The sequence below is a fragment of the Janthinobacterium lividum genome (assembly GCF_034424625.1).
Taxonomy (GTDB): Bacteria; Pseudomonadota; Gammaproteobacteria; order Burkholderiales; family Burkholderiaceae_D; genus Janthinobacterium; species Janthinobacterium lividum.
Genome location: NZ_CP139976.1, coordinates 5938184 through 5961778, shown reverse-complemented (window position 1 = coordinate 5961778; position 23595 = coordinate 5938184). Strand labels below are relative to the sequence as shown.

21 protein-coding genes are annotated in these 23595 nt (G+C 65.2%); 12 read left to right on the top strand and 9 right to left on the bottom strand.

The features are described 5' to 3' along the window. Positions 1-142: 142 nt before the first annotated feature. From U0004_RS26900 to U0004_RS26890, 3 genes are read left to right on the top strand one after another with little or no spacing between them, the layout of a single operon-like run. Complete coding sequence (locus tag U0004_RS26900) at positions 143-664, top strand: YfiR family protein (RefSeq protein ID WP_034780562.1); 522 nt, start codon at positions 143-145, stop codon at positions 662-664. Beyond that, the gene (locus U0004_RS26895; protein ID WP_034780560.1) at positions 665-2695 is read left to right on the top strand and encodes an ATP-binding protein; all 2031 of its coding nucleotides are present in this window, start codon (positions 665-667) and stop codon (positions 2693-2695) included. Then, positions 2692-5268 (top strand): EAL domain-containing protein, encoded by a 2577-nt coding sequence (locus tag U0004_RS26890; protein WP_034780557.1) that lies wholly within the window; start codon positions 2692-2694, stop codon positions 5266-5268. The genes U0004_RS26895 and U0004_RS26890 overlap by 4 nt, the downstream gene beginning before the upstream one ends. 19 nt (positions 5269-5287) lie before the next feature. On the opposite strand, the gene thiL is transcribed toward U0004_RS26890, so the two are convergent. Beyond that, positions 5288-6268, bottom strand: coding sequence for a thiamine-phosphate kinase (gene thiL, locus U0004_RS26885; protein ID WP_070254634.1), 981 nt, complete (start codon positions 6266-6268; stop codon positions 5288-5290). Between the two features lie 89 nt (positions 6269-6357). Between thiL and U0004_RS26880 the strand changes: the two genes are divergently transcribed. Further along, entirely contained in the window at positions 6358-6951 is a 594-nt protein-coding gene (locus U0004_RS26880; RefSeq protein WP_070254633.1) for a hypothetical protein, read from the top strand. Positions 6952-6953: 2 nt separating this feature from the next. Here the strand turns inward: U0004_RS26880 and U0004_RS26875 are convergent, their stop codons facing one another. Further along, positions 6954-7475, bottom strand: coding sequence for a MarR family winged helix-turn-helix transcriptional regulator (locus U0004_RS26875; protein WP_070254632.1), 522 nt, complete (start codon positions 7473-7475; stop codon positions 6954-6956). A gap of 136 nt (positions 7476-7611) precedes the next feature. Between U0004_RS26875 and U0004_RS26870 the strand changes: the two genes are divergently transcribed. The 4 genes from U0004_RS26870 (at position 7612) to U0004_RS26855 (ending at position 12321) form a co-directional block, all read left to right on the top strand. Then, positions 7612-8820 carry an MFS transporter gene (locus U0004_RS26870; protein WP_115057589.1) on the top strand — a complete coding sequence of 403 codons (1209 nt, stop codon included), beginning with the start codon at positions 7612-7614 and terminating at the stop codon, positions 8818-8820. Positions 8821-8864: 44 nt separating this feature from the next. Continuing rightward, positions 8865-9458, top strand: a complete 594-nt coding sequence (locus tag U0004_RS26865; RefSeq protein WP_070254630.1) for an SMI1/KNR4 family protein — start codon at positions 8865-8867, stop codon at positions 9456-9458. Then, positions 9451-9828 carry a hypothetical protein gene (locus U0004_RS26860; RefSeq protein ID WP_217495229.1) on the top strand — a complete coding sequence of 126 codons (378 nt, stop codon included), beginning with the start codon at positions 9451-9453 and terminating at the stop codon, positions 9826-9828. The genes U0004_RS26865 and U0004_RS26860 overlap by 8 nt, the downstream gene beginning before the upstream one ends. A gap of 174 nt (positions 9829-10002) precedes the next feature. Next, positions 10003-12321: an NADP-dependent malic enzyme gene (locus U0004_RS26855; RefSeq protein WP_034780543.1), complete on the top strand. Its 2319-nt coding sequence runs from the start codon at positions 10003-10005 to the stop codon at positions 12319-12321. A 53-nt stretch (positions 12322-12374) separates the two neighbouring features. Here U0004_RS26855 and U0004_RS26850 read toward each other — a convergent pair whose 3' ends face one another. The 4 genes from U0004_RS26850 to U0004_RS26835 form a co-directional block, all read right to left on the bottom strand. Further along, positions 12375-13244 (bottom strand): hypothetical protein, encoded by an 870-nt coding sequence (locus tag U0004_RS26850; RefSeq protein ID WP_139144108.1) that lies wholly within the window; start codon positions 13242-13244, stop codon positions 12375-12377. Positions 13245-13313: 69 nt separating this feature from the next. Continuing rightward, complete coding sequence (locus tag U0004_RS26845; protein WP_070254628.1) at positions 13314-14150, bottom strand: universal stress protein; 837 nt, start codon at positions 14148-14150, stop codon at positions 13314-13316. A gap of 313 nt (positions 14151-14463) precedes the next feature. Continuing rightward, on the bottom strand, positions 14464-15477 hold the full coding sequence (locus U0004_RS26840) for a response regulator (protein WP_070254626.1): 1014 nt from the start codon (positions 15475-15477) through the stop codon (positions 14464-14466). Then, positions 15474-18827 (bottom strand): MHYT domain-containing protein, encoded by a 3354-nt coding sequence (locus U0004_RS26835; protein WP_070254625.1) that lies wholly within the window; start codon positions 18825-18827, stop codon positions 15474-15476. The genes U0004_RS26840 and U0004_RS26835 overlap by 4 nt, the downstream gene beginning before the upstream one ends. 290 nt (positions 18828-19117) lie before the next feature. Here U0004_RS26835 and U0004_RS26830 point away from each other — a divergent pair, with 290 nt between their 5' ends. Further along, on the top strand, positions 19118-19924 hold the full coding sequence (locus tag U0004_RS26830) for a class I SAM-dependent methyltransferase (RefSeq protein WP_115057588.1): 807 nt from the start codon (positions 19118-19120) through the stop codon (positions 19922-19924). Between the two features lie 3 nt (positions 19925-19927). On the opposite strand, the gene U0004_RS26825 is transcribed toward U0004_RS26830, so the two are convergent. From U0004_RS26825 to U0004_RS26815, 3 genes are all read right to left on the bottom strand, one after another. After that, complete coding sequence (locus tag U0004_RS26825) at positions 19928-20428, bottom strand: hypothetical protein (protein ID WP_034780522.1); 501 nt, start codon at positions 20426-20428, stop codon at positions 19928-19930. 64 nt (positions 20429-20492) lie between these two features. Then, on the bottom strand, positions 20493-21215 hold the full coding sequence (locus U0004_RS26820) for a M56 family metallopeptidase (RefSeq protein ID WP_147284986.1): 723 nt from the start codon (positions 21213-21215) through the stop codon (positions 20493-20495). A gap of 31 nt (positions 21216-21246) precedes the next feature. Beyond that, positions 21247-21663 carry a GNAT family N-acetyltransferase gene (locus U0004_RS26815; protein WP_070254836.1) on the bottom strand — a complete coding sequence of 139 codons (417 nt, stop codon included), beginning with the start codon at positions 21661-21663 and terminating at the stop codon, positions 21247-21249. A gap of 147 nt (positions 21664-21810) precedes the next feature. Between U0004_RS26815 and U0004_RS26810 the strand changes: the two genes are divergently transcribed. The 3 genes from U0004_RS26810 to U0004_RS26800 all read left to right on the top strand — a co-directional run bounded on the left by U0004_RS26810 (position 21811) and on the right by U0004_RS26800 (position 23442). Then, positions 21811-22203 (top strand): Imm10 family immunity protein, encoded by a 393-nt coding sequence (locus tag U0004_RS26810; RefSeq protein WP_052140012.1) that lies wholly within the window; start codon positions 21811-21813, stop codon positions 22201-22203. A gap of 68 nt (positions 22204-22271) precedes the next feature. Further along, a complete protein-coding gene (locus U0004_RS26805) occupies positions 22272-22850 on the top strand; it encodes an NnrU family protein (protein WP_070254623.1) in 579 nt (192 codons plus the stop codon). Positions 22851-22866: 16 nt separating this feature from the next. Beyond that, positions 22867-23442, top strand: a complete 576-nt coding sequence (locus tag U0004_RS26800) for a GNAT family N-acetyltransferase (protein ID WP_070254622.1) — start codon at positions 22867-22869, stop codon at positions 23440-23442. Positions 23443-23595: the final 153 nt, after the last annotated feature.

Sequence of the window (23595 nt, the reverse complement as noted above, 5' to 3'; positions counted from 1 at the left end):
GGCATGGTGCCGCGCCTTCGTATAGCATTATCTTTACTCGGTTGTCATGGTAATTCTGAACTGGACCTGGTGGCGTCATCCTGGCCCCCTGCGCTGCTCCGCGCGCGGTGCTGGCCGCCGCCCTCTCCGCTGGGAGTGGCTATTGCTGCTCCTGGGCGTGCTGTGTATCGAGGCGCGGGCGCAGGTGCCGGGGGAGCTGGAACGCCAGGTCAAGGCCGGGTATCTGTACAAGTTTGCCGGCTATGTCGAATGGCCCGACGGCAGCTTTGCCCGGCCCGACTCTCCGCTGGTGATCGGCGTGGCGGGCGCCGATGCGCTGGCCGAGCAGCTCGAACAGAGCGTGGCCGGGCATAGTGTCAACGGCCGCGCCGTGCAGGTGAAAAAAGTGCGGCGTGGCGAAGCGCTGGCCGGGCTGCACGTGCTGTACCTGGGGGCGCTGGATAAAACGGCGCTGCAGGAGATGCTGGCCGCCAGCCGTGGCCTGGCGTTGCTGACGGTATCCGATTCGGATGAGGTCTACGCGATGGGCAGCATGATCAATTTTGTGATGGCCGAAGACAAGGTGCGCTTCGACGTGGCCCTGAAACCCGTGGCGCAGGCGCATATCCGCATCAGCGCGCGCATGCTGCTGGCCGCCTACCGCGTGCAGACGGGAGGCGCCTAGATGATACGACTGCGTTCCATCCGCCACAAGCTGATGTCGGTGGTCTTGCTGACCACCCTGGTGGCGCTCGTCATTTCGCTGGGCACCATCGTCGTCTACGACTTGCGCGCCTACCACCGCAACCTGGTGGCCGACATCAGTACCCAGGCCGAGCTGCTGGGGCACATGAGTTCGGCCGCGCTGGCCTTTGACGACGAACGCCTGGCGCTGGAAAACCTCAACCTGATGCGCATCCGCCCGCGCGTGACAGCCGGCGCCCTGTACAAGGCGGACGGCAGCCTGTTTGCCAGCTACCGCGCGAACCAGCATGTGGGCGAACTGCCGGCGAAGGCGGGCAAGGAAGGCGAAAGCATCCAGGGCAGTTCGGTGGAATTGTTCAAGCCTATCGTCGACAATGGGGAACTGCTGGGCACCGTGTATTTGCGCGCCGATTACGAGCTGGCCGGCCGCACGGCCGATTATCTGGCCATCGCCCTGAGCGTGACGGTGCTGGCGCTGCTGGTGGCCTTGCTGCTGCTGCGCCGCCTCGATTTCGTCATCACGCAACCCATCCTCGATATCGCCGACGTGGCGCGCGAAGTGATCGAGACGGGCGACTATTCGCGCCGCGCGCGCAAGCTCAGCGTCGACGAAGTGGCGCAGCTGGTCGATTCCTTCAACAAGATGCTGGCCGAGATCGAATTGCGCACGCAGGCGCTGGAGCGCTCGAACGGCGAGCTGGCCAGCGAAGGCGAACAGCGCACCGAGGCGCAGCAGGAAGTCATGCGCCTGAACCAGGAACTGGAAGTGCGCGTGCACGAGCGCACGATGCAGCTGGAAATGACGAATGGCGAACTGGCCATGGCGATGGAAGAGGCGCGCAGCGCCAACTATGCCAAGTCGGCGTTCCTGTCATCGATGAGCCATGAATTGCGCACGCCGCTCAACGCCATCCTGGGCTTTGCGCAAATCCTCAGTTCCGACCGCCTGCCGTCGACCCTGGAGCAAAAGAAGGAATTTGCCGGGCATATCCTGAAATCGGGGCGCCACCTGCTGACCTTGATCAATGAAATCCTCGACCTGGCCAAGGTGGAATCGGGCACGGTCAGCCTGTCGCTCGAACCCGTGGGCCTGGACGCCATCTTGCAGGAATGCCGCGACATGATCGCGCCGCTGGCCAGCCAGCGCGGCATCGGCATGGCCTTTCCCGACACCTGCCCCCTGAACGTGCTGGCCGACCGCACGCGCCTCAAGCAGATTCTGTTGAACCTGCTGTCGAATGCGCTCAAGTACAACCGCGAGCAGGGGCAGGTGGCCATCGATTGCGCGCCGCAGGCGGGCGGCCGGGTGCGCATCAGCGTGCGCGACACGGGCGTGGGCCTCGATGGCGAACAGGTGGCGCTGCTGTTCCAGCCCTTCAACCGGCTGGGGCAGGAAGGCGGCACGGAAGAAGGCAGCGGCATCGGCCTGGTGGTCACCAAGCGCCTGGTGGAGCTGATGGATGGCAGCATCGGCGTGACCAGCGCGCCCGGCGAGGGCAGCACGTTCTGGATCGAACTGCGCGTGGTCGATGCCTTGCCCGCGCCCGCGCCCCCGGCCTTGCCGCGGCCGGACCTGGCCGGGGCGCTGCTCGAACACAGCGCCCCCGTGACCTTGCTGTACGTGGAAGACAACCCCGCCAACCTGACCCTGGTCGAGGAAATCGTGCGCTACTGCCCGCAATTGCAGCTGCTGACGGCAACGGATGGCCGCCTGGGCGTGGATATGGCGCGCACGCATTTGCCGCAGCTGATCCTGATGGACATCAACCTGCCGAACGTGAATGGCACGGATGCGCTGAAACTGCTGCGCGCCGATCCGCGCACGGCGCACATCCCGGTCATCGCCCTGACGGCCAACGCCATGCCGGGCGACGTGGAGCGCAGCATGGCGCTGGGCTTTTACCGCTATCTGACCAAGCCGATCAACCTCGATGAATTTACCGAGGCGATCAACAGCACCCTGGCCTACGTGGCGCAGCAGCGCCGGCAGAAGGGAACGGGCGCGCCATGATCAGCCAGGCCGATATCTATGCGGCGAAAATTCTCATCGTCGACGACCAGGAAGTCAATCTGCGCCTGCTTGAGCATCTGCTGCAAAGCGGCGGCTACACGGCCATCACCAGCACCCTCGACGCGCGCGCCGTGGCCGGCCTGCACCAGCGCCACCAGTTCGACCTGATCATCCTCGACCTGGTGATGCCCGGCATGAGCGGCTACGACGTGATGGATGCCTTGCGCCCGCTGGAACTGGAAGGCTATTTGCCCGTGCTGGTGATCGCCGCCGACCCGGACGCCAAGCTGGCGGCGCTGGAAGCGGGGGCGCGCGATTTCATCAGCAAGCCGTTTGACGCGCTCGAAGTGCTCACGCGCATCCGCAACATGCTCGAAGTGCGGCTGCTGCACCGCGCCGCGCGCCACTACAATACCCTGCTCGAACGCACGGTGGGCCAGCGCACGGCGGAACTGCAGCGCTTTCGCGGCGCCATGGACGCCACCACCGACGCCATCTTCCTCGTCGACGTGCTGGGCATGACCCTGGTCGACGTCAACGATGGCGCATGCCGCCTGCTCGGCTATGCGCGCAGCGAACTGCTGGCGCTGGCGCCCGGCACCTTGCTGCCGTCGCCGCCGGCCCCGCCGCTGGCCGCGCTGCCGGGCGGCCCGGCCCACCTGGCCACGGAAGTGACGGAATGCGAACTGGTGCGGCGCGACCTGAGCCTGGTGCCGGTGGAGCTGGGCTGGCACTGGTATGCGCAGGCGCCCGTGGCGGGCGGGCAGGGTGCGGGCGGCCTGCTGCTGATCGCCGTGGCGCGCGACATCAGCGAACGGCGCCAGGCGCAGGAGCGTCTGAAGCACCTGGCCCATTACGATGGCTTGACGGGGCTGCCGAACCGCAGCCTGTTTTACCAGACCCTGGCCCAGGCCGTCGAACTGGCGCAGGAAAAAAGCTGGCGCATCGTGGTGCTGTTCATCGCGCTCGACCGCTTCAAAAGCATCAACGACACCCTGGGCGCGGCGCTGGGCGACGAACTGCTGCGCCAGTTCAGCAACCGCCTGGTCGAATGCGTGCGCCTGCGCGACACCGTGGGGCGCCTGGGCAACGACGAATTCGCGCTGATACTCACCATGAGCCGCAACCAGCAGGAAGCCGTGGCCGTGGCGAACCAGGTGCGCGAAGCCTTGCGCGCGCCGTTCGACTTGCGCGGCCACGCGGCCACCCTGACGGCCAGCATCGGCATCGCCATGTACCCGGACGACGCCACCGACCCGGAAACCCTCATCAAATACGCGAATACGGCCATGGGCGGCGCCAAGCAGGCGGGCCGCGACGGCTACCGCTTTTTCACGGCCGGCATGAACGTGCAGGTGCTGGCGCGCCTGGACCTGGAACTGGCGCTGCGCCATGCGCTTGAACACGAGCAGTTCATCCTGTACTACCAGCCCAAGGTGGATTTGCGCACGGGCCGCATCAGCGGCGTGGAAGCGCTGCTGCGCTGGCGCCGTCCCGGCTACGGCCTGGTGGCGCCGGCCGAATTCGTGCCGGTGCTGGAAGACACGGGCCTGATCGTGCGCGTCGGCGCCTGGGTGATCCAGGCGGCCTGCCGCCAGATCGCCGAGTGGCGCGACAGCGAAGTGGGGCCCGTGCACGTGGCCGTGAATGTGTCGAGCCGCCAGTTTGCCGAAGGCGACCTGGAAGGCGAAGTGACGCGCGCGCTGGCGCAGCATGGCGTGGCGCCGGAATTGCTGGAACTGGAACTGACGGAAACGGCGCTGATGTCGAACGCCGAGCGCACCATCGTCGTGCTGGGCAAGCTGAAGAAAATCGGCGTGAAGGTGGCCATCGACGATTTCGGCACCGGTTACTCGAGCCTCGCGTATCTGCAGCGCTTCCCCATCGACAAGCTGAAAATCGACATCGCCTTCGTGCGCAACATCACCAGCAATCCGAACGACGCGGCCATCGCGCTGGCCATCGTCAGCATGGCGCACAGCCTGAAACTGAGCGTGGTGGCCGAGGGCGTGGAATCGCGCCCGCAGCTGGAATACCTGCGGCGCAACCGCTGCGATGAAATCCAGGGTTTTTATTTCAGCCGCGCCCTGCCGGCGCTGGAACTGGGGCAGATGATCGTTGCCGGCGCCGGCCTGCCGCCCGGCCACGACCCGGCCGCGCAGCCTGCGCAAACCCTGCTCATCGTCGACGACGACGTCAACGTGCTGTCGTCCCTGCACCGTTTGTTCCGTCCCGAAGGCTACCAGATTCTCACGGCCAGCACGCCGGCCGAAGGGTTTGAAATGCTGGCCCTGCACAGGGTGCACGTGATCGTCTGCGACCAGCGCATGCCCAGCATGAGCGGCACGGAATTCCTCAGTAAAGTAAAAGAGCTGTACCCGGAAACCATCCGCATCATCCTGTCCGGCTACACGGGCCTCGAAGCCGTGCTCGACTCGATCAACCGGGGCGCCATCTACCGTTTCTATACGAAACCGTGGGACGACACCCAGCTGCGCGACAACATCCGCCTGGCCTTCCAGCACTACTGGATGGTGAACCAGCCGGGGCTGGCGCGGATGGCGGTGCGCTGATTCGGCGGATTCCTTATTTTTATTCGCTGAAGTGGTCGAAAGAATTCAGCGCCAAATCGAGCGGCTGCCCAGCCGCATCCACCAGCCGCAAGCCCGCCTGCGCCTCTATGCTGCCCACGCGCGTGACGGGCGTGCCGCAGCTTGCCGCCAGGGCGGCGATGGCGTCGCGCGAGGAAGCCGGCGCCGTGAAGCACAGTTCATAGTCGTCGCCGCCGGCGGCCGTGTAGCGGCGGCGCACGATGGTTGCCTGTTGCGCCAGCACGGGGCCGGCCGGCAGGGCGTCGACGTCGAGGGTGGCGCCCACCTGCGACGCTTTCAAGATGTGGCCGAGGTCGCCCACCAGGCCGTCCGAGATGTCGATGGCCGCATGCGCGAGGCCCGCTTCGGCCAGCGCGCAACCGAGCGCCACGCGCGGCGTCGGCGTGTGCATGCGCGCGCTTGCTGTCAGCAGGTCGGATGGCGCCAGTTCCTGCTCCATGCGGTAGCCGGCCAGCGCCAGGCGCGCATCGCCCAGGGTGCCGCTGACCCAGATATCGTCGCCCGCCACGGCCGCGCCGCGACGCAGGGCCTGGCCCGGCGCCAGTTCGCCAAACACGGTGATGCAGATATTCAAAGGGCCCTTGGTGGTGTCGCCGCCGATCAATTCGCAGCCGAATGCGTCTGCCAGCGCAAACAAGCCTTCGGCAAAGCCGGCCAGCCAGGCGCGCTCGGCTTGCGGCAGGGCCAGGGCCAAAGTGAATGCCACGGGGCGCGCGCCCATGGCGGCCAGGTCGGACAGGTTCACGGCCAGGCTTTTGTGACCGAGCATGCGTGCGTCGGCGCCGGCAAAGAAGTGCCGGTCCTCGACCAGCATGTCCGACGAGATGGCGATCTGCTTGCCGGCGCCGGGCGTAATCAGCGCGCAATCGTCGCCGATGCCCAGGGTGGCGCGGCCGGGGCGCTGGCGCACGAAATATTGTTTGATCAGGTCGAATTCGGAAAGCGCGTCGTGTGGGGCCATGGCGTGGTCTGTTCGTTGAATGGTGGTGAGGCCCGGCTATTATAGGCTGGCATACAATACAGGCCTTTGCCACCGCCGAGCATGCCCCTATGCCCTTCCACGATATCCACGCCCTGATGCAATCCTATCTTGACGATGGCTGGCTGCGCGAGCCGCAGGCCGTCGGCCTGGCCACGTTCACGGCGCCGGAACTGCTGGCGCGCGGATTTTACGAGCTGTGCGACGGCGGCCAGCTGTGCCTGTATGAGGATGAGCGCTGGTTCCGCCGCGCCAGCCGGGCCGTGCAAACATCGTTCAAGGTGTATCTGCAAGGCGGCCGCTTGCATGCGAATGGATTGGAACTCGGTTATCAAGTACGCCTGGCCAGCGTGCTGCGCGCGGTGCGGCGGCCCTTGCCGCCGTATCGCCTGCTGCTGGAGGCAGGGGCGTGCAGCGGTGCGCTGCTGTTCGACAGCGGCCTGGTGCTGCAGTTCGCGACCAACCTGCATGGCGCGCCCCGCCATTATTTCCTGACCCTTGTCGAGGGGCAGTTGCCCGATCCCGGTGCGGGCGAACTCGACCTGCGCGCCGCCAGCGAGGGCCACGTCCAGGCCCTGTATGGACACTGTGCGCCGGAAGAATTGCAGCGCAAAGCCCAGCGCGGCCATGCGGCGCTGCGCGAACTGGCGCGTCTGCTTTCCTAAACTTAAACTTTCTTCGCCTGCGCCATGCCGTGCAGCAGCTTGGCCAGCAACTGGTCGAGCTGGTGCTGCTCGTCCGAATTCAAAGCCGAGAGCATCGCGCGCTCGTTCTCCACGTGCAGCAGCACCAGCTTTTCAATCAGTTCCAATCCCCTTTGTGTCAGGGCCACCAGCACGCCGCGCCGGTCCGTCGGATGCTTCTGGCGTTCGATCAGGCCGGCCGCTTCCAGCCGGTCGATGCGGTTGGTCATGCCGCCCGAGGACAGCATGGCCGCTTCGTACAGGGCCGTCGGCATCAGGCTGTAGGGCGCGCCCGAGCGGCGCAAGGTCGCCAGCACGTCGAATTCGCCCGGTTGCAAGCCGTGTTCGGCGAACAGCGGATTGAGCCAGTCGCGCGCCATCAGCTGCGCCACCGTGCCCAGCTGGCCCACCAGTTGCATGGCGCGCGTATCCATCTGCGGCAGTTCGCGCTGCCATTGTGCTGCGGCAAATTGTGCGCGCGTGTGTTCTTGCGGGGCATCTGTCATGGGTATCCTTGTATCTTGGGACCATCTATCTCGACCTCAAGATAGATTTCTATCTTTATGTTAAGATACTTTTCATCGAGTCATATTCTGATGACGCATTAAACCATGTGCCTCCCAGCGAGGCAAGGACTATCCCATGCCCTCCGCACGACCTGCCGCTCCCCTTTCTTCTTCAATGTCTTCGGCCCTGCTGGTGGCCGCCATCATCCTGCTGGGCCTGAATCTGCGGCCCATCCTGGCGGCCATCGGCCCCTTGCTTGACAGTATCCAGGCCAGCACGGGCATCAGCAATGCCGACGCGGGCTTGCTGACCACCGTGCCCGTGTTCGCCATGGGCGTGTGCGCGCTGGCGGGCGCGCAGCTGCAGCGCCGGCTGGGCGTGGCGCGCGGCATCAGTCTCGGCATCGCCATCATCGCTGCCGCCTGCGCGCTGCGCTGGCCCTTGCATGGCAGCGGCGGCCTGATCGCCACGGCGGCCCTGGGCGGCCTGGGCATCGCGCTGGTGCAGGCGCTGCTGCCGGCCTTCATCAAGCGCCATTTCCCCGAGCGGGCAGGCCAGCTGATGGGCTTTTATACGACGGGCATCATGGGCGGGGCGGCCATTGCCGCCGCGTCCGCTTCACCGTTGGCGCAAAGCTGGGGCTGGAATGCGCTGCTGGCCCTGTGGGCGCTGCCTGCCGTGGCCGCCGCGCTGCTGTGGCGCCGCGCATCGGCCGCGCGCGTGGAGGTGTCCGGCGGCGCGGGCGCCAGCCTGCCCGTGGGCAGTGGCCGTGCCTGGCTGCTGATGGTGTTCTTTGGCATCGGCACGGGTGCGTACACCCTGGTGCTGGCCTGGCTGCCACCGTTCTATACGGAACTGGGCTGGAGCGCGGCCGACAGCGGCTTGCTGCTCGGCGGCCTGACCCTGGTGGAAGTGCTGGCGGGGCTGGTGATTTCCAGCATCATCCACCGCTTCCCGGACCGCCGCATCCTGTTGCTGGCCGTATTGTTGTCCGTGCTGGCCGGCCTGGCTTGCCTGATCGTGGCGCCCGCGCAACTGGCGCTGCCCGCCGTGATATTACTGGGCTGCGGCATCGGCTCCCTGTTTCCCCTGTCGCTGATCGTCAGCATGGACCACGTGCGTGACCCGGCCGGCGCCGGCGCGTTGCTGGGCTTTGTGCAGGGCGGCGGCTACATCATCGCCAGCAGCATGCCGTTCATCGCCGGCCTGATCCGCCAGCACTCGTCCAGCCTGGTCCAGGCGTGGATGGTGATGGCCGGCGGCGTCGTGCTCCTGCTGCTGATCGCGGTGCGTTTCGCGCCGGGCGGGACACTGGTCCAGCCGTGCGCCAGCCGCGTATCCTGAGCTGCTATATTGCGCCAACCCGTCAAATCAGGAACCAGCCACGTATGGATATCGTCGACCGCTACCTCGAAGGCGTGCTCAATGCCTTGCCACCGGAACCGTTCGTGGACCTGGCGATGGCCAGCGGCGCCAGCGCGACACAACTGGCCAGCTTGCGCCAGACGTATCCGCTGTGCCCGGACAGCCTGCTGCGTTTGCTGGGCACGTACAACGGCACCTATTATCAGGAGTATGCCGGCGGCACGGTGCTGGTGTACATGCTGGGCTCGGACGTGTTCGAGTATCCGTATTACCTGAGTTCCGTCGAACAGATCCTGCAGGACGGGCAAGCGAACCAGCGCAGCATCGCCGATATCTATGGCCATTACCTGGAACAGGATCCCGGCATCGTCGACGTCCGCATCGACGCCGGCATCAAGCAGGGCCAGCGTCTGTGTTTTTCGCATTGCATGAACAATGGCGGCTCTTCGCGGCTGTATGTCGACTTCACGCCCACGGCGTCCGGCAAGGTTGGACAGATCGTGCGCTTCCTGCACGACCCCGACAACTACAAGGTCATCGCGGACAGCTTCGACGCTTATCTGCAAATGCTGATCGATGACGACTATGCCTTCCTGATCGAAGAAAACTTTGAATAGTCCAACCACGCCGCCCTCCCTGCTGCCCGCCAACCGCCGCATCGTGCTGTCCGGCGAGGATGCGCTGCGCATCCTGCGCGAGATCGAATTCCTGCTGCAGTCGCTGCATCACATCGGCCGCCATTATTATCCCGACGGCGACGATGATGGCGCCGATGCCCTGCGCCGCGCGCAGTATTGCGCGGAGACGACGCGTTTCATCGACGCGCAGCAGGCGACGACGCGCCTGGCGCTGATGCGCAGCATTTTGTCCGCGCCGTTCGACAGCAGCCTGGGCGCGGATGACATGGACGATATCGAGCGCGCCGTCGCCGCGCTGCCGCTGTGGCGCGCCTCCGATGTTCCATCGCAAAAACTAATTGAAATATAAAATTTGATAGTTTTTCCTGTTCAGGACGTTTGTGCCGCCGGACGGCCTTACAATGCTAGGTTATGCGTTTTCGTGATATCAGACTGTGGCTAGCGGAAAATACCTAGCTAATTGAAAGAATCGGTCTGATAAAATCCGGAACACCCGATCGACCAAACAGGAAGGCAGCACAGCATGGATTCGTCATCTGATAAAAAAGAAGAATTGCGTCAACAATTGCGCTTGGCCGCACTCGAGTATCACGAGTGCCCGCGCCCCGGCAAAATCAGCGTGACGCCGACCAAACAACTGACCAATCAGCGCGACCTGGCACTGGCCTACTCGCCAGGCGTGGCGGCACCGTGCGAAGAAATCGTCATCGATCCGGCGAATGCCTATAAATATACGGCGCGCGGCAACTTGGTGGCCGTCATCACCAACGGCACGGCCGTGCTGGGACTGGGCAATATCGGCCCGCTGGCCGCCAAGCCGGTGATGGAAGGCAAGGGCGTGCTGTTCAAGAAATTCGCCGGCATCGACGTCTTCGACATCGAAATCAACGAGATGGACCCGGACAAGCTGGTCGACATCATCGCTTCGCTGGAACCGACCTTCGGCGGCGTGAACCTGGAAGACATCAAGGCCCCCGAGTGCTTCTACATCGAGCGCCAGCTGCGCGACCGCATGAAGATTCCCGTCTTCCATGACGATCAGCACGGCACCGCCATCATCGTCGGCGCGGCCATCCTGAACGGCCTGAAAGCCGTCGGCAAGAAAATCGAAGACTGCAAGCTGGTCGTGTCGGGCGCGGGCGCCGCGGCGCTGGCTTGCCTGGACCTGATCGTCGATCTGGGCTTCCCGCTGAAAAATATCTACGTCACCGACCTGGCCGGCGTCGTCTACAAGGGCCGCACGGAACTGATGGACCCGGACAAGGAACGCTTCGCGCAAGATACGCCGCTGCGCACCCTGGGCGAGATCATCCCGGATGCCGACATTTTCCTCGGCGTCTCCGCCGGCGGCGTGCTGAAACAGGACATGGTGCGCAAGATGGCGCCGAATCCATTGATCCTGGCGCTGGCCAACCCGAACCCGGAAATCCTGCCGGAAGAAGTCAAGGCCGTGCGCAGCGACGCCATCATCGCCACGGGCCGTTCGGACTATCCGAACCAGGTCAACAACGTGCTGTGCTTCCCGTACATCTTCCGCGGCGCCCTCGATTGCGGCGCGACGACGATCACGCGCGAAATGGAAATCGCCGTCGTGCACGCGATCGCCGACCTGGCGCATGCCGAGCAGTCGGACATCGTCGCGACCACCTACGGCATCAGCAACCTGTCGTTCGGTCCTGAATACCTGATCCCGATGCCGTTCGATCCGCGTTTGCTGATCAAGATCGCGCCAGCGGTGGCCAAGGCGGCCGAGGATTCCGGCGTCGCCACGCGTCCGATCAAGGACTTGCAAGCGTACGCGGACAGCCTGCAGCAATTCGTCTACCGCAGCGGCACCTTCATGAAGCCGCTGTTCCTGATGGCCAAATCCACGCCGGCCGAACTCAAACGCATCGTCTACGCCGAAGGCGAAGAAGAGCGCGTGCTGCGCGCCGTGCAAGTGGTGGTCGATGAAAAACTGGCGCGTCCTATCCTGGTCGGCCGTCCGCCCGTGCTCGAAGCGCGCATCCAGAAGTTCGGCTTGCGCCTGAAGCAGGGCGTCGACTTCGACGTCATCAACCCGGACTTCGACGAGCGCTATCGCGATTACTGGAACACGTATTACGCGATGACGAGCCGCAAGGGCGTCACCGAGGAATACGCGAAGCTGGAAATGCGCCGCCGCCACACCCTGATCGGTTCGATGATGATCCACAAGGGCGACGCCGACGGCATGATCTGCGGCACCTTCGGCACCACCCAGCTGCACCTGAAATACATCGACCAGGTGCTGGGCAAGCGCGCCGGCAGCAACGTGTATGCCGCCATGAACGTTCTGATCATGCCGGAACGCCAACTGGTGATGGTCGACACGCACGTCAATGAAAACCCGGACGCCGAGCAGTTGGCCGAGATCACCATCATGGCCGCCGAAGAGATGACCCGTTTCGGCCTGTCGCCGCGCGCGGCCCTGCTGTCGCACTCGAATTTCGGTTCCAGCGACAGCGCTTCGGCGCAAAAGATGCGCGCCGCCCTGGCCATCATCAAGGAGCGCGCGCCGGACCTGGAAATCGACGGCGAAATGCACGGCGATACGGCCTTGGACAGCAAGCTGCGTCAGAAAATCATGCCCAATTCGGCACTGAAGAACGACGCCAACCTGCTCGTCATGCCGAACATCGAATCGGCCAACATCGCCTACAACCTGGTGAAGACGGCGGCCGGCAACGGCATCGCCGTGGGTCCGATCCTGCTCGGTTGCGCCAAGCCCGTGCACATCCTGACGCCATCGGCCACCGTGCGCCGCATCGTCAATATGACGGCCTTGTGCGTCGTTGACGCGGTAGCGCAACGCAAAGCCTAAGCTTTTAGCTGCCGCCTGAAAGCCGCGCCATCCGCAAGGAGGCGCGGCTTTTTTTACATGGGCGGCACGGGCAGGGCTGCGGCGGGCGGATGGCGGCGCAGGTAGTAATGGCGGTACAGCATGATCTCGCCCCATACCAGCAGCAGCGCCGCCAGCGCGAACAGGCCCAGCGTGATCTTGAGCGAATTGAAATAGGCGCCGGCTTGCCGTTTGATGGCGTCGATGAAAATCATCGGCACTGACTTGTCGAGTTTGCTGAAGTCGGCATGGCGCGCCACGTCGGTGGTCAGGCGCACGGCCAGATCGGTGCCCAGCGCGGCCAGTTCGCCCGTCGCCTGGCCACGGAAGTTGGCGCCCTTGAGCGCTTCGCCGAGCAGGCCGACCCTGGCGATCAGCTGTTCCTGCAGCACCTGCGTCAGCAGCACGCTGCCGCGGCGCAGAATGAATTCATTGATCCAGCGCGCCTTGCTGCGTTCCCAGTAGCTGCTGGATGTGGGCTGGTAATACATGCCTTGCACGAATGGTTCCAGCAGGCTGCGCACGCTGATGGGCTGGCCCGGGGCGATCAGCTTGACCTGCTGTTCCAGGTAGACGCGCAGCGCCGGCATCTGTGCTTCGACCACGGGCTGCAAGTCGCGCTCGAGGGCCTGGTTGACCACGCGGTGCACGCTGTGCACGGCGCCAAAGCCGGCACCGAGGAGCGGCAGCGCGAGCAGGATCAGCACATAGCTGAGCTTGGCGGCCACATGCCAGGCGCGGGGACGGCGCACCAGCAGGCATTTTCTGGCCAGCTGGTAGCAGATGCCGAGCGCCAGCACGAAGCCGGCCGCGCTGCACAGCAGCATCCACGGCAGGGCGGTCCACAGCAGTTCGCCGCCGAATGGCGCCAGGCTATTGCCCCAATTGACGAGTTGTTGGTTCATGTACATTGCTTTGATATGGATAAACAGGCAAGTATACCCATCGTGCAACGACATGGAGCGCGCTTGGTTTCAGTGCGCCATCAGCACCGGCAAGGTCATCTGGCGCAAGATCGTTTCCGTCACGCCGCCGAGTAAAATTTCGCGGAAGCGCGCGTGGCCGTAGCCGCCCATCACCAGCAGGTCCGCATGCACTTCGGCGGCCATGGCCAGCAGCGCCGCGCCGATGTCGCCCGTGGCGATGGCCGGACGCACTTCGACGGGCACGCCATGGCGGCTCAGGTAGGCGGCGATGTCGGCGCCCGGATGGCGGGCCGGCTGTGCATGGCCGGCCGGCGGGTGCAGCAGGGCCAGCACCACCAGGCGCGCCGCGCGCAAGAGGGGCAGGGCGTGGCCGATGGCGCGCGTCGCTTCCATGCTGCCATCCCAAGCCACCACGACGGTGTTGTCGATCTGCGTGAACTTGCCGCTGCGCGGCACGATCAGCACGGGACGGGCCGCGTTCAGCATCACGTAGGGCACCAGGTCGCTCATGGCGCCGGGCAGCGCTTCGCTGTCGTCGTGCTGGCTCAGCACCGTCAAGTCGCTGTAGCGCGCGCTGACGGCCATGCCGCCATCCTCATCGTCTTCGATCAGGCGCCGTTCCAGCGAGACGGTGCCGGCCTGGCGCGCCAGCGTTTCAAACTGGTCGAGGGCCTGTTCCGCCTGCCCATGCAGGGCGTTGATCTGCGCCGCCACGGCGTTGCCGCGCATGCCGCGGTTGTTTTCCACGTAAAAGCGCGACAGGCCCGTCATGGCGGCGCCGATCAGGTGCGCCTGGTGCGCGTGCGCCAGCCGTGCCGCGATGGCGATGCGCTGCGGCGCATGGCGCGACAGGTCGGCGTGGACGAGGATGGATTTATAGGCCATGTTGTCATTCGCTAGTCAGGATGGCAACAAGGCTAGAACGGCAACACGGGCAAGTCCAGCATTGCCTTGCTGGCGGGCGGTTTTCTTATGCTGGGCTTGATGTGGGTCAAAAAAAACACGGGCCGTGGCCATCCGCAAGTCCACAGCCAGGAAATGTTGATCCATTTGATGTGCATCAAAATGTCTGGCCCGTCGCCAGCCATAATGGCATTGAACTCCTTGCCTTTCCAGTGGTCTGCATCGGCGCCGGCGCCATCTGTCCGGCACGTCCCTGTGTGACGCAACAACGCTGGCCGTGGCGGGAGTTCATTCTTCAAGCGGGCGCGTGGTGTTCCTCTTTCTCTGCCCAGCGCAGCCGGATGGCGTCGATGGCGGGCAGTTCCTGCGCAAACAGCCCGACCAGCCGCGCATCGAAATGGCTGCCTTGTTGCGCTTGCAGATAGCCCACGGCGTCCAGTACCGACCACGCGCGCTTGTACGGGCGCACCGAGGTCAGTGCGTCGAAGACGTCGGCCACGGCGACGATGCGCCCCGCCAGGGGAATCGCTTCGCCCGCCAAGCCGTTCGGGTAGCCGCTGCCATCCCATTTTTCATGGTGCGACAGGGCGATCTCGCGCGCCAGCGCCAGCATGCCGCCTTCGGCATGTTCGCCGATGATGTCGCCGCCGATGCGCGCGTGCGTCTGCATGATGGCCCATTCATCCGCGTCGAGCTTGCCCGGCTTTTGCAGGATGCGATCGGGGATGCCGATCTTGCCCACGTCGTGCATGGGCGCCGCGTGCAGCAGGTCGTCAGCGGTGGTCTCGTCCATGCCGGCGGCCACGCCCAGCAGGCGCGCGTAATGGCTCATGCGGATCACGTGCAGGCCCGTTTCATTGTCCTTGTATTCGGCTGCCAGGCCCAGGCGCTGGACGATCTGCAGCCGCGTTTCCTTCAGCTCGTCGATGCGCACCAGCGACAGGTGCGTGCGCACGCGGGCGCGCACGATGGCGGGACTGAGCGGCTTGGTGATGTAATCGACGGCGCCCGCTTCAAAACCACTGAGTTCGTCGCGCATGTCGTTCAGGGCCGTGACGAAAATGACGGGAATGGCGGCCGTCAGTGGCGCGGCTTTCAGCTGGCGGCAGGCGTCGTGGCCGCTCATTCCCGGCATCATCACGTCGAGCAGGATCAGGGCCGGGCGTTCCTGCTGCGCCAGTTCCAGTGCCCGCGCGCCATCCTTGGCGAACAGCAGCGCGTAGTCGTTCTGCAATATCTGGCGCAGCAATTGCAAATTGGCCGCCTCATCGTCGACGACGAGAATCACGGGCCTGGCTGGTGCATTCATGGGGACTCCGGTGCGAAGGTGTGCAGCAAGTCGTGCAAGAGCGACTGCGCGAGGGGGAAATCGAAATCGTCGATGGCATGCCGCAGCGGCGCCAGCGCGTCCGCTTGCGCGCCCATGGCGTGCTGCAACTGTGTTTGCGCCGCGTCATCGAGTTCGCCGCGCCGCAAGGCGTGCAGCAGGGAACTGGCCGCTTGCTGGGCGGCGGGCGCGTCGAAGGCAGCCGCCGTTGCCGCCGGCAATGCAGTCGGCGCCAGCCGGGCGATGGCGGCCACGGCCGCCGGCCATTGGGTCAGCAGGGCGCCCAAGGTCTCGTCGAGCTGCCTCGCCGTGGCGGAGCCGGGGCTGGCGCAGCACTGCTCCAGCGCCGCCAGGCTGGCGGCCAGCTGTTCCAGGCCGAGGTTCGCCGCCACGCCGCGCAGCTGGTGACTCTGCGGCAAGAGCGCCGCGTGATCGCGCGCCTCGATGGCGGCCAGCAGGGCAGGCGGCAAGCGGGGGTGCTCGCGTGCGAAACGGGCCAGCGCCGCGTGGTAGGCACTGTCGTTGCCGGCCCAGCGCTGCAGGGCGCCCGCATGGTGCAGCACCCGTCCGCCAGCGGGCGCCGCCGGTTCGCCGCCATCGTCGCCCGCTTCTGCCGCCAGGCCCAGCACGCGGGCGATTTCCTGCGACAGCGCCTGCCAATCGACAGGCTTGGTGGCGAAACCGTCCATGCCGGCCGCCCGCGCCGCCTTGCGGTGCGCATCGAGCACGCTGGCCGTCATGGCGATCACGGGCACGCGCGGGCGGCCATCGCGCAGGGCGGCGGCACGGATGGCTTGCGTGGCGGCCAGGCCATCCATGCGCGGCATCTGCAAGTCCAGCAGCAGAATGTCGAAGTCGTCCTGCTGCGCCAGCTGCAAGGCTTGCGCGCCATCGCCGGCCGTCACCACCGTATGGCCGCGCTTGCCCAATAGTAAGCTCAGCAGTTCCAGGTTTTGCGGCACGTCGTCGGCGGCCAGCACGCGCAGGGGCGGCAGGCGCACGCTGCGGCGTTCGCTGGCGGGCAGTGCCGCCTGGCGTGCCGGCAGCAAGGGCAGCATGACGTGGAACACGCTGCCGTGCGGCAAGGCGGCATCGGCCCAGATGCGCCCCTGCATCAGGGTCACCAGTTGCCGGCTGATGGTGGTGCCCAGGCCCGTGCCGCCAAAGCGCCGCGTGGTCGAGGCGTCCGCTTGCACGAACGGTTCAAAGATGGCGTCGCGCCGTTCCGCGGGGATGCCGATGCCGCTGTCCTGCACCAGCAGGTGCAGCTGGCCATCCTCGAAGCGGGCCGCCAGGCTGACGGCGCCGCCGGGCGTGAACTTGATGGCGTTGTCGAGCAGGTTGCCCAGCACTTGCCGCATGCGTAATTCGTCGCCATGCAGCACGGCCGGCAGTTGCGGGTCGTACTGCACCTCCATGCGCAAGCCCTTGGCGCGTGCATGGATGCCATACGTGGATGCCAGTTCATCGACCAGCGCCAGCAGGCTGTAGTCGCGCAATTCCAGCGCCATGGCACCCTTGTCCAGCTTGGCCGTATCGAGCACTTCGTTGAGCAGGCGCAATAGTGAGCGGCCGGACTGGCGCACGGTATCGAGGTGGCGCCGCTGCTCGGGCGCCAGTGGCGAGTCCAGCAGCACATCCGTGAAACCGAGGATGGAATTCATCGGCGTGCGGATTTCATGGCTCATGTTGGCGACAAAGCTGGCCCGCGTGGCGGCCGCCAGCTCCGCTTTTTCCTTGGCCATGCGCAAGTCTTCCTCCATTTGCCGCCGTTCGCTGATGTCGAGGATGACGCCGTCGACCCAGCGCACGGCGCCTGCCGCATCGTGCACCACGGTGCCCCGCTCCCACAGCCAGCGCGCCGTGCCGTCGGCATGCAGCAGCCGGTATTCAAGCAGGTAGGGCTCGCCGCTGGCGACGCTGTGGTTGAAGACATCGATGACGTAGGCGCGCTCTTCGCTGGCGATCAGGCCCGTGATGGTGCGGCGCGGCACGGCGCCGAGAAAGTCGGCGGGCGGATAGCCGGTGATGGCTTCCACGCCATCGCTGATGAACAGCATGGGCTGGTTTTCCGCCGTGGTGCAGCGAAAGGCGATGCCGGGAAGATTGCCGATCAGCGAGCGCAACTGCTGCTCGCTTTCGCGCAGGGCGGCCAGCATGGCGCGCCGTTCGCTGATGTCCGTAATGAACAGCACATATAAATCCTGGTCGGCCAGGCGCGCGCTGGCCATCGAACGCTGCACGGCCACGGGGGCGCCATCCTTGCGCAGGTAGACGATTTCCTCGCTGGCGTGGGAAGCGTCGCCTTCGCCCGTGCGCAGGTAGTACAGCAGGCCGTTCTGTTCCGACTGGCGCACGTCGCTGACCAGCACGCTGACATGGCGGCCGACGATTTCCGCCGACCGCCAGCCGAGGATGCGCTCGGCGGCGCCGTTGAAGTCGACGATGCTGCCGTGGCGGTCGATGGTGATGACGCCGTCGACCGTGCTCGTCAGCAGCGAACGCGTCCAGTGTTCGCTCTGGTTCAGGTGGCGAAACAGTTCGCGGTAGCGCAAGATGCCCACGGCCGAGGCGACCAGGATCGTCAGGGCGATAGTCAGCAGGGTCACGCTGATCACCAGCATGGGCCGGTTGGCATCGGCATCATTGCCTGGGGGAATCGTTCCCACGAAGCGGGCCGCCTGCATGCCCATGTAATGCATCCCGGTAATCGCGCAACCCATGACGCAGGCGCTGATCAGCGTGCGCTGCGCTGCGGCTATGCGGCTGCTCCAGCCGCGCAAGCCGAAGCGTATCCACAGGGCCAGGGTGGCCAGCGCCACGGCAACGACGAGCGACAGCGCGAACAGCAGTGGTTCGTAGCGTAGCGACAAGCCCATGCGCATGGCGTGCATGCCCGTGTAATGCATGGCGCCGATGCCCAGGCCCACCAGCAAGCCGCTGCGCAGCAGCAGCGGCGCCGTGACGGTGCGCCGGCTGATGGTGGCCAGGGCGACGAACGAGGCCGCCACGCTGGGCACGATGGACAGCAAGGTCAGGCCCGGATCGTAGGCGACGCTGGTGCCCAGCTCGAAGGCCAGCATGCCGATGAAATGCATGGCCCACACGCCGCAGCCCAGGGCCAGGCTGCCGGCCAGCAGGCACAGCAGGTGCAAGCGGCGGCTGATGCTCGCCTGCGCGCGGCTGTACGCCGTCATCTGGAAAGCCATCCACGACGTGAAAATGGCGATCACCAGCGACAGCAGCACCAGTCCCGGCGCATGCACGCCGTGATGCAGCTGGGCCGGATCGGCGGGAACGTGGAACAGGTGCTGGACGCTGGCAGGTATCATCGTAGGCAAACAGGTGACGCGTTTGGCGCTGGCGTGTGCGCCTGCCGCCACTGCGGGTGATCGATGCGGATTACCTTACCAGATTTCAGGAAACAAATATCTTAATTGTAATTATTCTCCCTGTCGTGCAAGCCGTGCCCATGCGGGAAAGTAGGCCGCCCACCTTGCCGTGCCCGTGGAATGGTGGTGCTGGCGAGGAAGTTGCGATCAGGAATTATGTGGTTTTTTTGCAAAGTGCGACGTCGTGCCTGGTGTCATGCTACATTCGCGTCCTGCTTTTTTCTGAAAGGATGACGATGCCTTTAGGTAACAACTTCTTGCGGCATAATCAGCAAGCCTGGGATGCCCAGGCTGCACAGAACAGTCCATGGTCGCAGCCCGTCGACAGCGCCACCATCGCGGCGGCACGCGCCGGGCAGTGGCAAATCCACCTGACGCCCGGGCCGCTACCGGCCGGCTGGCTGGACGCCGTGCAAGGCAAGCGCATCCTGTGCCTGGCCGGCGCCGGCGGGCAACAGGCGCCCGTGCTGGCGGCTGCCGGCGCGCAGGTGACCGTCTTCGACCTGTCTGAGCAGCAACTGGCGAAAGACCGCATGGTGGCCGAACGTGACGGCTTGCAGCTGGCCACCGTGCAGGGCGACATGCGCGACCTGGCCTGCTTTGCCGATGCCAGTTTCGATGTCATCATCCATCCCGTGTCGAATCAGTACGTGCCCGATATTGCCCCCGTGTGGCGCGAATGCGCGCGCGTGCTGGCGGACGGCGGCGTGCTCTTGAGCAGCTTTTTCAACCCGGCCGTGTTCATCGGCGACCGCGACCCGCAATGGGCAAAACAGGGCTTGATACGGCCCCGTTTCGTGCTGCCGTATTCGGATGTGGAGGATATGCCGCCGGACGCGCTGGCGGCGCGCATGGAGAGGGGCGAGGCACTGATCTTCGGCCATGGCCTGGATAGCCAGATCGGCGGCCAGCTGGCGGCGGGCTTCGTGCTGGCGGGATACCACGAGGAAATGCATCCCCACCCGCGCTTTGAAATTGAAAAGTATCTGCCCAGCTTTATCGCCACGCGCGCCGTCAGGCAGGCGCGCGCGGGATAGCTTTTAGTTGTAGGGCTGCAAGTCCAGCCAGACGGCGTACGACAAACGCTTGCCATTCCACAGGCCGCCGCCGCGGATGACGGCGTCGCACGAGGTCAGCTGGCCCACCAGGTCCATGCGGCCCAGGTTGCGGCGCAGGCGCAGCGCGTCGTTGTGCGACAGGTAGCCGACCAGCTGGCCATCGATGAAGACGGCGATGGCCTTGTCCTGGAACGGATTGGCATCGTCGCAGACGAGCAGGGCCAGGCATTTTTCTTCCGCATTGCCGGGACCATGCTCGCCGGCCAGTTTGGCGATGGCGGGCTGGTACATCGATTCGTTTTCCACTTCCGACGCAAAGCGCCCCTCATCGGTCCAGTGATGCGCGGGTGCGCCCGCAGGAATCGCCGGCACGTACTGGCGCACCGACATGAGCGGCTTGTGCAGCGGTTTGGCGGGCGTGCGGCCACTGAAGACGTAGTACAGCAGGGCGATGACGATCACGATGGCAAGCAGGTAAAGCATGGTATCTCTCTGATTTCTGATGGGGGAGCCGGGAGCGCGGGCGCATTGCGCGGCGTTGCCGCTACTATAGCAAGTTCGCCGCCTGGTTCCGGGTAAATCTGGCCATCAGATGGCGGCGCCGGCGCAGCGCTAGCGGGTCGTTCAGCACGATGGGCGAGGCGCCCGTCAGTCCCGAATAATACTGGCCGTGCCGGCGCAGGACGAAGGCATAGTCGCGCAGCGCGTGGCCGTGCGCCAGCATGCGCGCGTCGCAATCGACCTCGATGGCAAAGCGCAGCCGGTGCAGCTGCCACCACAGGGGCAGGTTCCACGGCATGAGCACGATCAAGGCGTATGTCATGGCCAGCAGCAGCGGGTCGCGCGCGGCCAGCCGGCATTGTGCGTGCGCCAGCAGCAGGGCCTGCTGTGGCGGCGGAATCAGTTGCAGCCAGACGGGCATCACGATGCGGGGCCGCAGCAGCCCCGCCACGCAGGGACCGATGCCGCCGCTCAGGAAGACGGGCGTGCCCAGCAAGGTGGCTTTTTGCCAGCGCCGCTGGTGCGACAGCAGCCAGACGCTGCGCAGCGCCAACAGCAGCAGCATGCCGCTCGATAGCATGAACCAGCCCAGTTTCAGCTGCGCCTGTTCCGCCGGCATGGCCGCCAGCACGCCGGGCAGCCACGCCAGGGGCAGGAGGACGGACGCGGCGATGGCCGCCAGCCACAGCCAGCGCGTCGTGCGGCCGCGCCGCTGCAGCAGGCGCTCGGCCTGCCAGGCGGCAGCGCTCAACAGCAGCGCGAATGCCATGCTGCATACGAGCCAGGCCGGCATCGGGCGCCTAGCGCTTCAGCGCCATGCCGACCGAGGCGGGCGCCGTGTGCTTGAAACCGAATTGCGCGTACAGGTCTTGCGCCTGGCCGTCGGCGATCAGGCTGACATACGCGCTTTCCGGCACGTCGCTATCGATGAACTGGCGGATTTCGCGCATGATCAGCTTGCCCAAGCCCTTGCCCTGGTGGGCCGGCAGCACGGCGATATCGACCACCTGGAAGAAGCAGCCGCCATCGCCGATGATGCGGCCCATGCCCACCACCTCGTCGCCCAGCAGCACTTGCACGGCAAACAGGGAATTCGGCAAGCCCCTGGCGGCCGCCTCCGTGGTTTTTGCGCTCAGGCCGGCGGCGACGCGCAGGTGCTGGTAGGTGGCGCTGGCGGGAATGGCCAGGCGGATGGTGTAGGGCGATGCTGCGGTCAAGGCGGTCTCCTGTAGAAATAGTTTGGAGCGGTAATTATAGGCGGCGATGGATTTTCGTGACGGCAAGCTTTTTTCGCCGCGCGCTATGTTGCCCATGCCGCTTTTGCGCTATGGTGGCGGCATCCCTTGAATTGTTGAAAGCACGCCATGTCCGCAGGATTTACCGCCACCGAGTTGTCCGTCATCAATGAAGACGACGCCCTGATCACCACCCTGGCCGCGCCAGCCGGCAAAGGCGAGCCCGTCTACCTGATGCTGCAGCGTGCCGACGAGTATGACGAGCAGGACGTGGCCATGGGCATGGACGAGCCGTATATCGAATACTGCGGCCAGGAATTTGCCTGGTATGGCCACATGCACGCCGTGATCCTGCATCCGAACCGCCTGTCCGTGCAGATGGATGCCGAGGCTGCCATGCAGATGGACGACGATGGCCAGATCGACGTGCGTTTCAATTTGACGCCGGAGCGCTACGCCCAGCTCCAGCAGGCGCTGCGGACCACGTTCGAGGGCTGCGACTACTATCGCGAAGAACGTTGATCTGCGCGGAAGGCAGCGGCCATGGCGCCGCGTATGCTGGATAGAGGATATGGACTGGGGAGTGGACGATGACGGTGCTGATACTCGGTTTGTTGCTGTTCCTGGGCTTGCATTCGGTGCGCATCGTCGCCGACGACTGGCGCAGCGCCCAGTTGGCGCGCCTCGGCGAAAAGCGCTGGAAGGGCCTGTATTCGCTCGTGGCGTTTGCCGGGCTGGGCCTGATCATCTGGGGCTATGGCCTGGCGCGCCAGCAACCGCAGGTGCTGTGGACGCCGCCCATGGGCTTGCGCCACATCAGTGCCCTGCTGATGCTGTTCTCGCTGATTTTACTGGCGGCGGCCAATGTGCCGCGCAACCATATCAAGACCTGGGTGCACCATCCCATGCTGCTGGGCACGCAACTGTGGGCCGTCGCGCACCTGCTGGCCAACGGCAATGTGGCCGACGTGCTGCTGTTCGGCGGCTTTCTCGTCTGGTCATCCGTTGATCTGTATGCCGCCGTGCAGCGCGACCGCGCGGCCGGGGTGGCCTATCAGGGCGGCACCATGGCAGGCACCCTGAGCGCCACCGGCGCGGGTTGCGTGTTGTGGCTGCTGCTGGCGTTCTGGTTGCATGGCGTGCTGTTTGGCGTGCGGCCGTTTGGATAGCCGGAAGGAGCAAGCGATGGAGATTGCCCTGCGCGGCCAACTGGTCGAGCTGCTGCCGCTGCAACCGGAACACGCGCCACAGCTGCTGCAGGCGGCCGCCGATGGCGAACTGTGGAACATGACGGTGACCGTGGTGCCCGGCCCCGCCACCATGGCCGCCTACATCGCCACGGCCCTGGAAGGACGGCGCGCCGGCACGGTCATGCCCTTCGTCATCGTGCAAAAGTCCACGGGGGCCATCGTCGGCAGCACGCGCTTCTGGAAGATCGACCGCATCAACCGCAAGATGGAAATCGGCCACACCTGGCTGGCCGCCTCCGTGCAGCGTTCGGGCGTGAACACGGAAGCAAAATTGCTGTTGCTGACGCATGCCTTCGAAGCCATGCAGGCCGTGCGCGTGCAATTCACGACCGACGAGCTGAACGCCAAGTCGCGCGCCGCCATTGTGCGCCTGGGCGCGGTGCAGGAAGGCATCGTGCGCCACGAACGCATCATGCCGGACGGGCGCAAGCGCAACTCCGTGCGTTTCAGCATGATCGATACGGAGTGGGATGGAGTGAAGGCGGGGCTGGAGCGCAGGCTGGGGCGCTGACATAAAAAAACCCGCAGCATCTGGCGATGGGCGGGTTTGATCAGGTACTACCAGTGTGGGAGCCGGAATTGAATTACCTATTAAATTGGTGCCAAAGACGACGAACTCCATCATAAGCCCATTAAAATGTGAATTATTTTTTGGTTTGATTCC

What these genes read in the sequence shown, in the direction of transcription:
- U0004_RS26830 (WP_115057588.1), top strand. Translation starts at nt 19,118, where the DNA reads ATGACGATGCCTTTAGGTAACAACTTCTTGCGGCATAATCAGCAAGCC.
- U0004_RS26825 (WP_034780522.1), bottom strand. Translation starts at nt 20,428, where the DNA reads ATGCTTTACCTGCTTGCCATCGTGATCGTCATCGCCCTGCTGTACTAC.
- U0004_RS26845 (WP_070254628.1), bottom strand. Translation starts at nt 14,150, where the DNA reads ATGGCCTATAAATCCATCCTCGTCCACGCCGACCTGTCGCGCCATGCG.
- U0004_RS26895 (WP_034780560.1), top strand. Translation starts at nt 665, where the DNA reads ATGATACGACTGCGTTCCATCCGCCACAAGCTGATGTCGGTGGTCTTG.
- U0004_RS26840 (WP_070254626.1), bottom strand. Translation starts at nt 15,477, where the DNA reads ATGAATGCACCAGCCAGGCCCGTGATTCTCGTCGTCGACGATGAGGCG.
- U0004_RS26875 (WP_070254632.1), bottom strand. Translation starts at nt 7,475, where the DNA reads ATGACAGATGCCCCGCAAGAACACACGCGCGCACAATTTGCCGCAGCA.
- U0004_RS26835 (WP_070254625.1), bottom strand. Translation starts at nt 18,827, where the DNA reads ATGATACCTGCCAGCGTCCAGCACCTGTTCCACGTTCCCGCCGATCCG.
- U0004_RS26880 (WP_070254633.1), top strand. Translation starts at nt 6,358, where the DNA reads ATGCCCTTCCACGATATCCACGCCCTGATGCAATCCTATCTTGACGAT.
- thiL (WP_070254634.1), bottom strand. Translation starts at nt 6,268, where the DNA reads ATGGCCCCACACGACGCGCTTTCCGAATTCGACCTGATCAAACAATAT.
- U0004_RS26805 (WP_070254623.1), top strand. Translation starts at nt 22,272, where the DNA reads ATGACGGTGCTGATACTCGGTTTGTTGCTGTTCCTGGGCTTGCATTCG.
- U0004_RS26800 (WP_070254622.1), top strand. Translation starts at nt 22,867, where the DNA reads ATGGAGATTGCCCTGCGCGGCCAACTGGTCGAGCTGCTGCCGCTGCAA.
- U0004_RS26820 (WP_147284986.1), bottom strand. Translation starts at nt 21,215, where the DNA reads ATGGCATTCGCGCTGCTGTTGAGCGCTGCCGCCTGGCAGGCCGAGCGC.
- U0004_RS26855 (WP_034780543.1), top strand. Translation starts at nt 10,003, where the DNA reads ATGGATTCGTCATCTGATAAAAAAGAAGAATTGCGTCAACAATTGCGC.
- U0004_RS26865 (WP_070254630.1), top strand. Translation starts at nt 8,865, where the DNA reads ATGGATATCGTCGACCGCTACCTCGAAGGCGTGCTCAATGCCTTGCCA.
- U0004_RS26870 (WP_115057589.1), top strand. Translation starts at nt 7,612, where the DNA reads ATGCCCTCCGCACGACCTGCCGCTCCCCTTTCTTCTTCAATGTCTTCG.
- U0004_RS26890 (WP_034780557.1), top strand. Translation starts at nt 2,692, where the DNA reads ATGATCAGCCAGGCCGATATCTATGCGGCGAAAATTCTCATCGTCGAC.
- U0004_RS26810 (WP_052140012.1), top strand. Translation starts at nt 21,811, where the DNA reads ATGTCCGCAGGATTTACCGCCACCGAGTTGTCCGTCATCAATGAAGAC.
- U0004_RS26850 (WP_139144108.1), bottom strand. Translation starts at nt 13,244, where the DNA reads ATGAACCAACAACTCGTCAATTGGGGCAATAGCCTGGCGCCATTCGGC.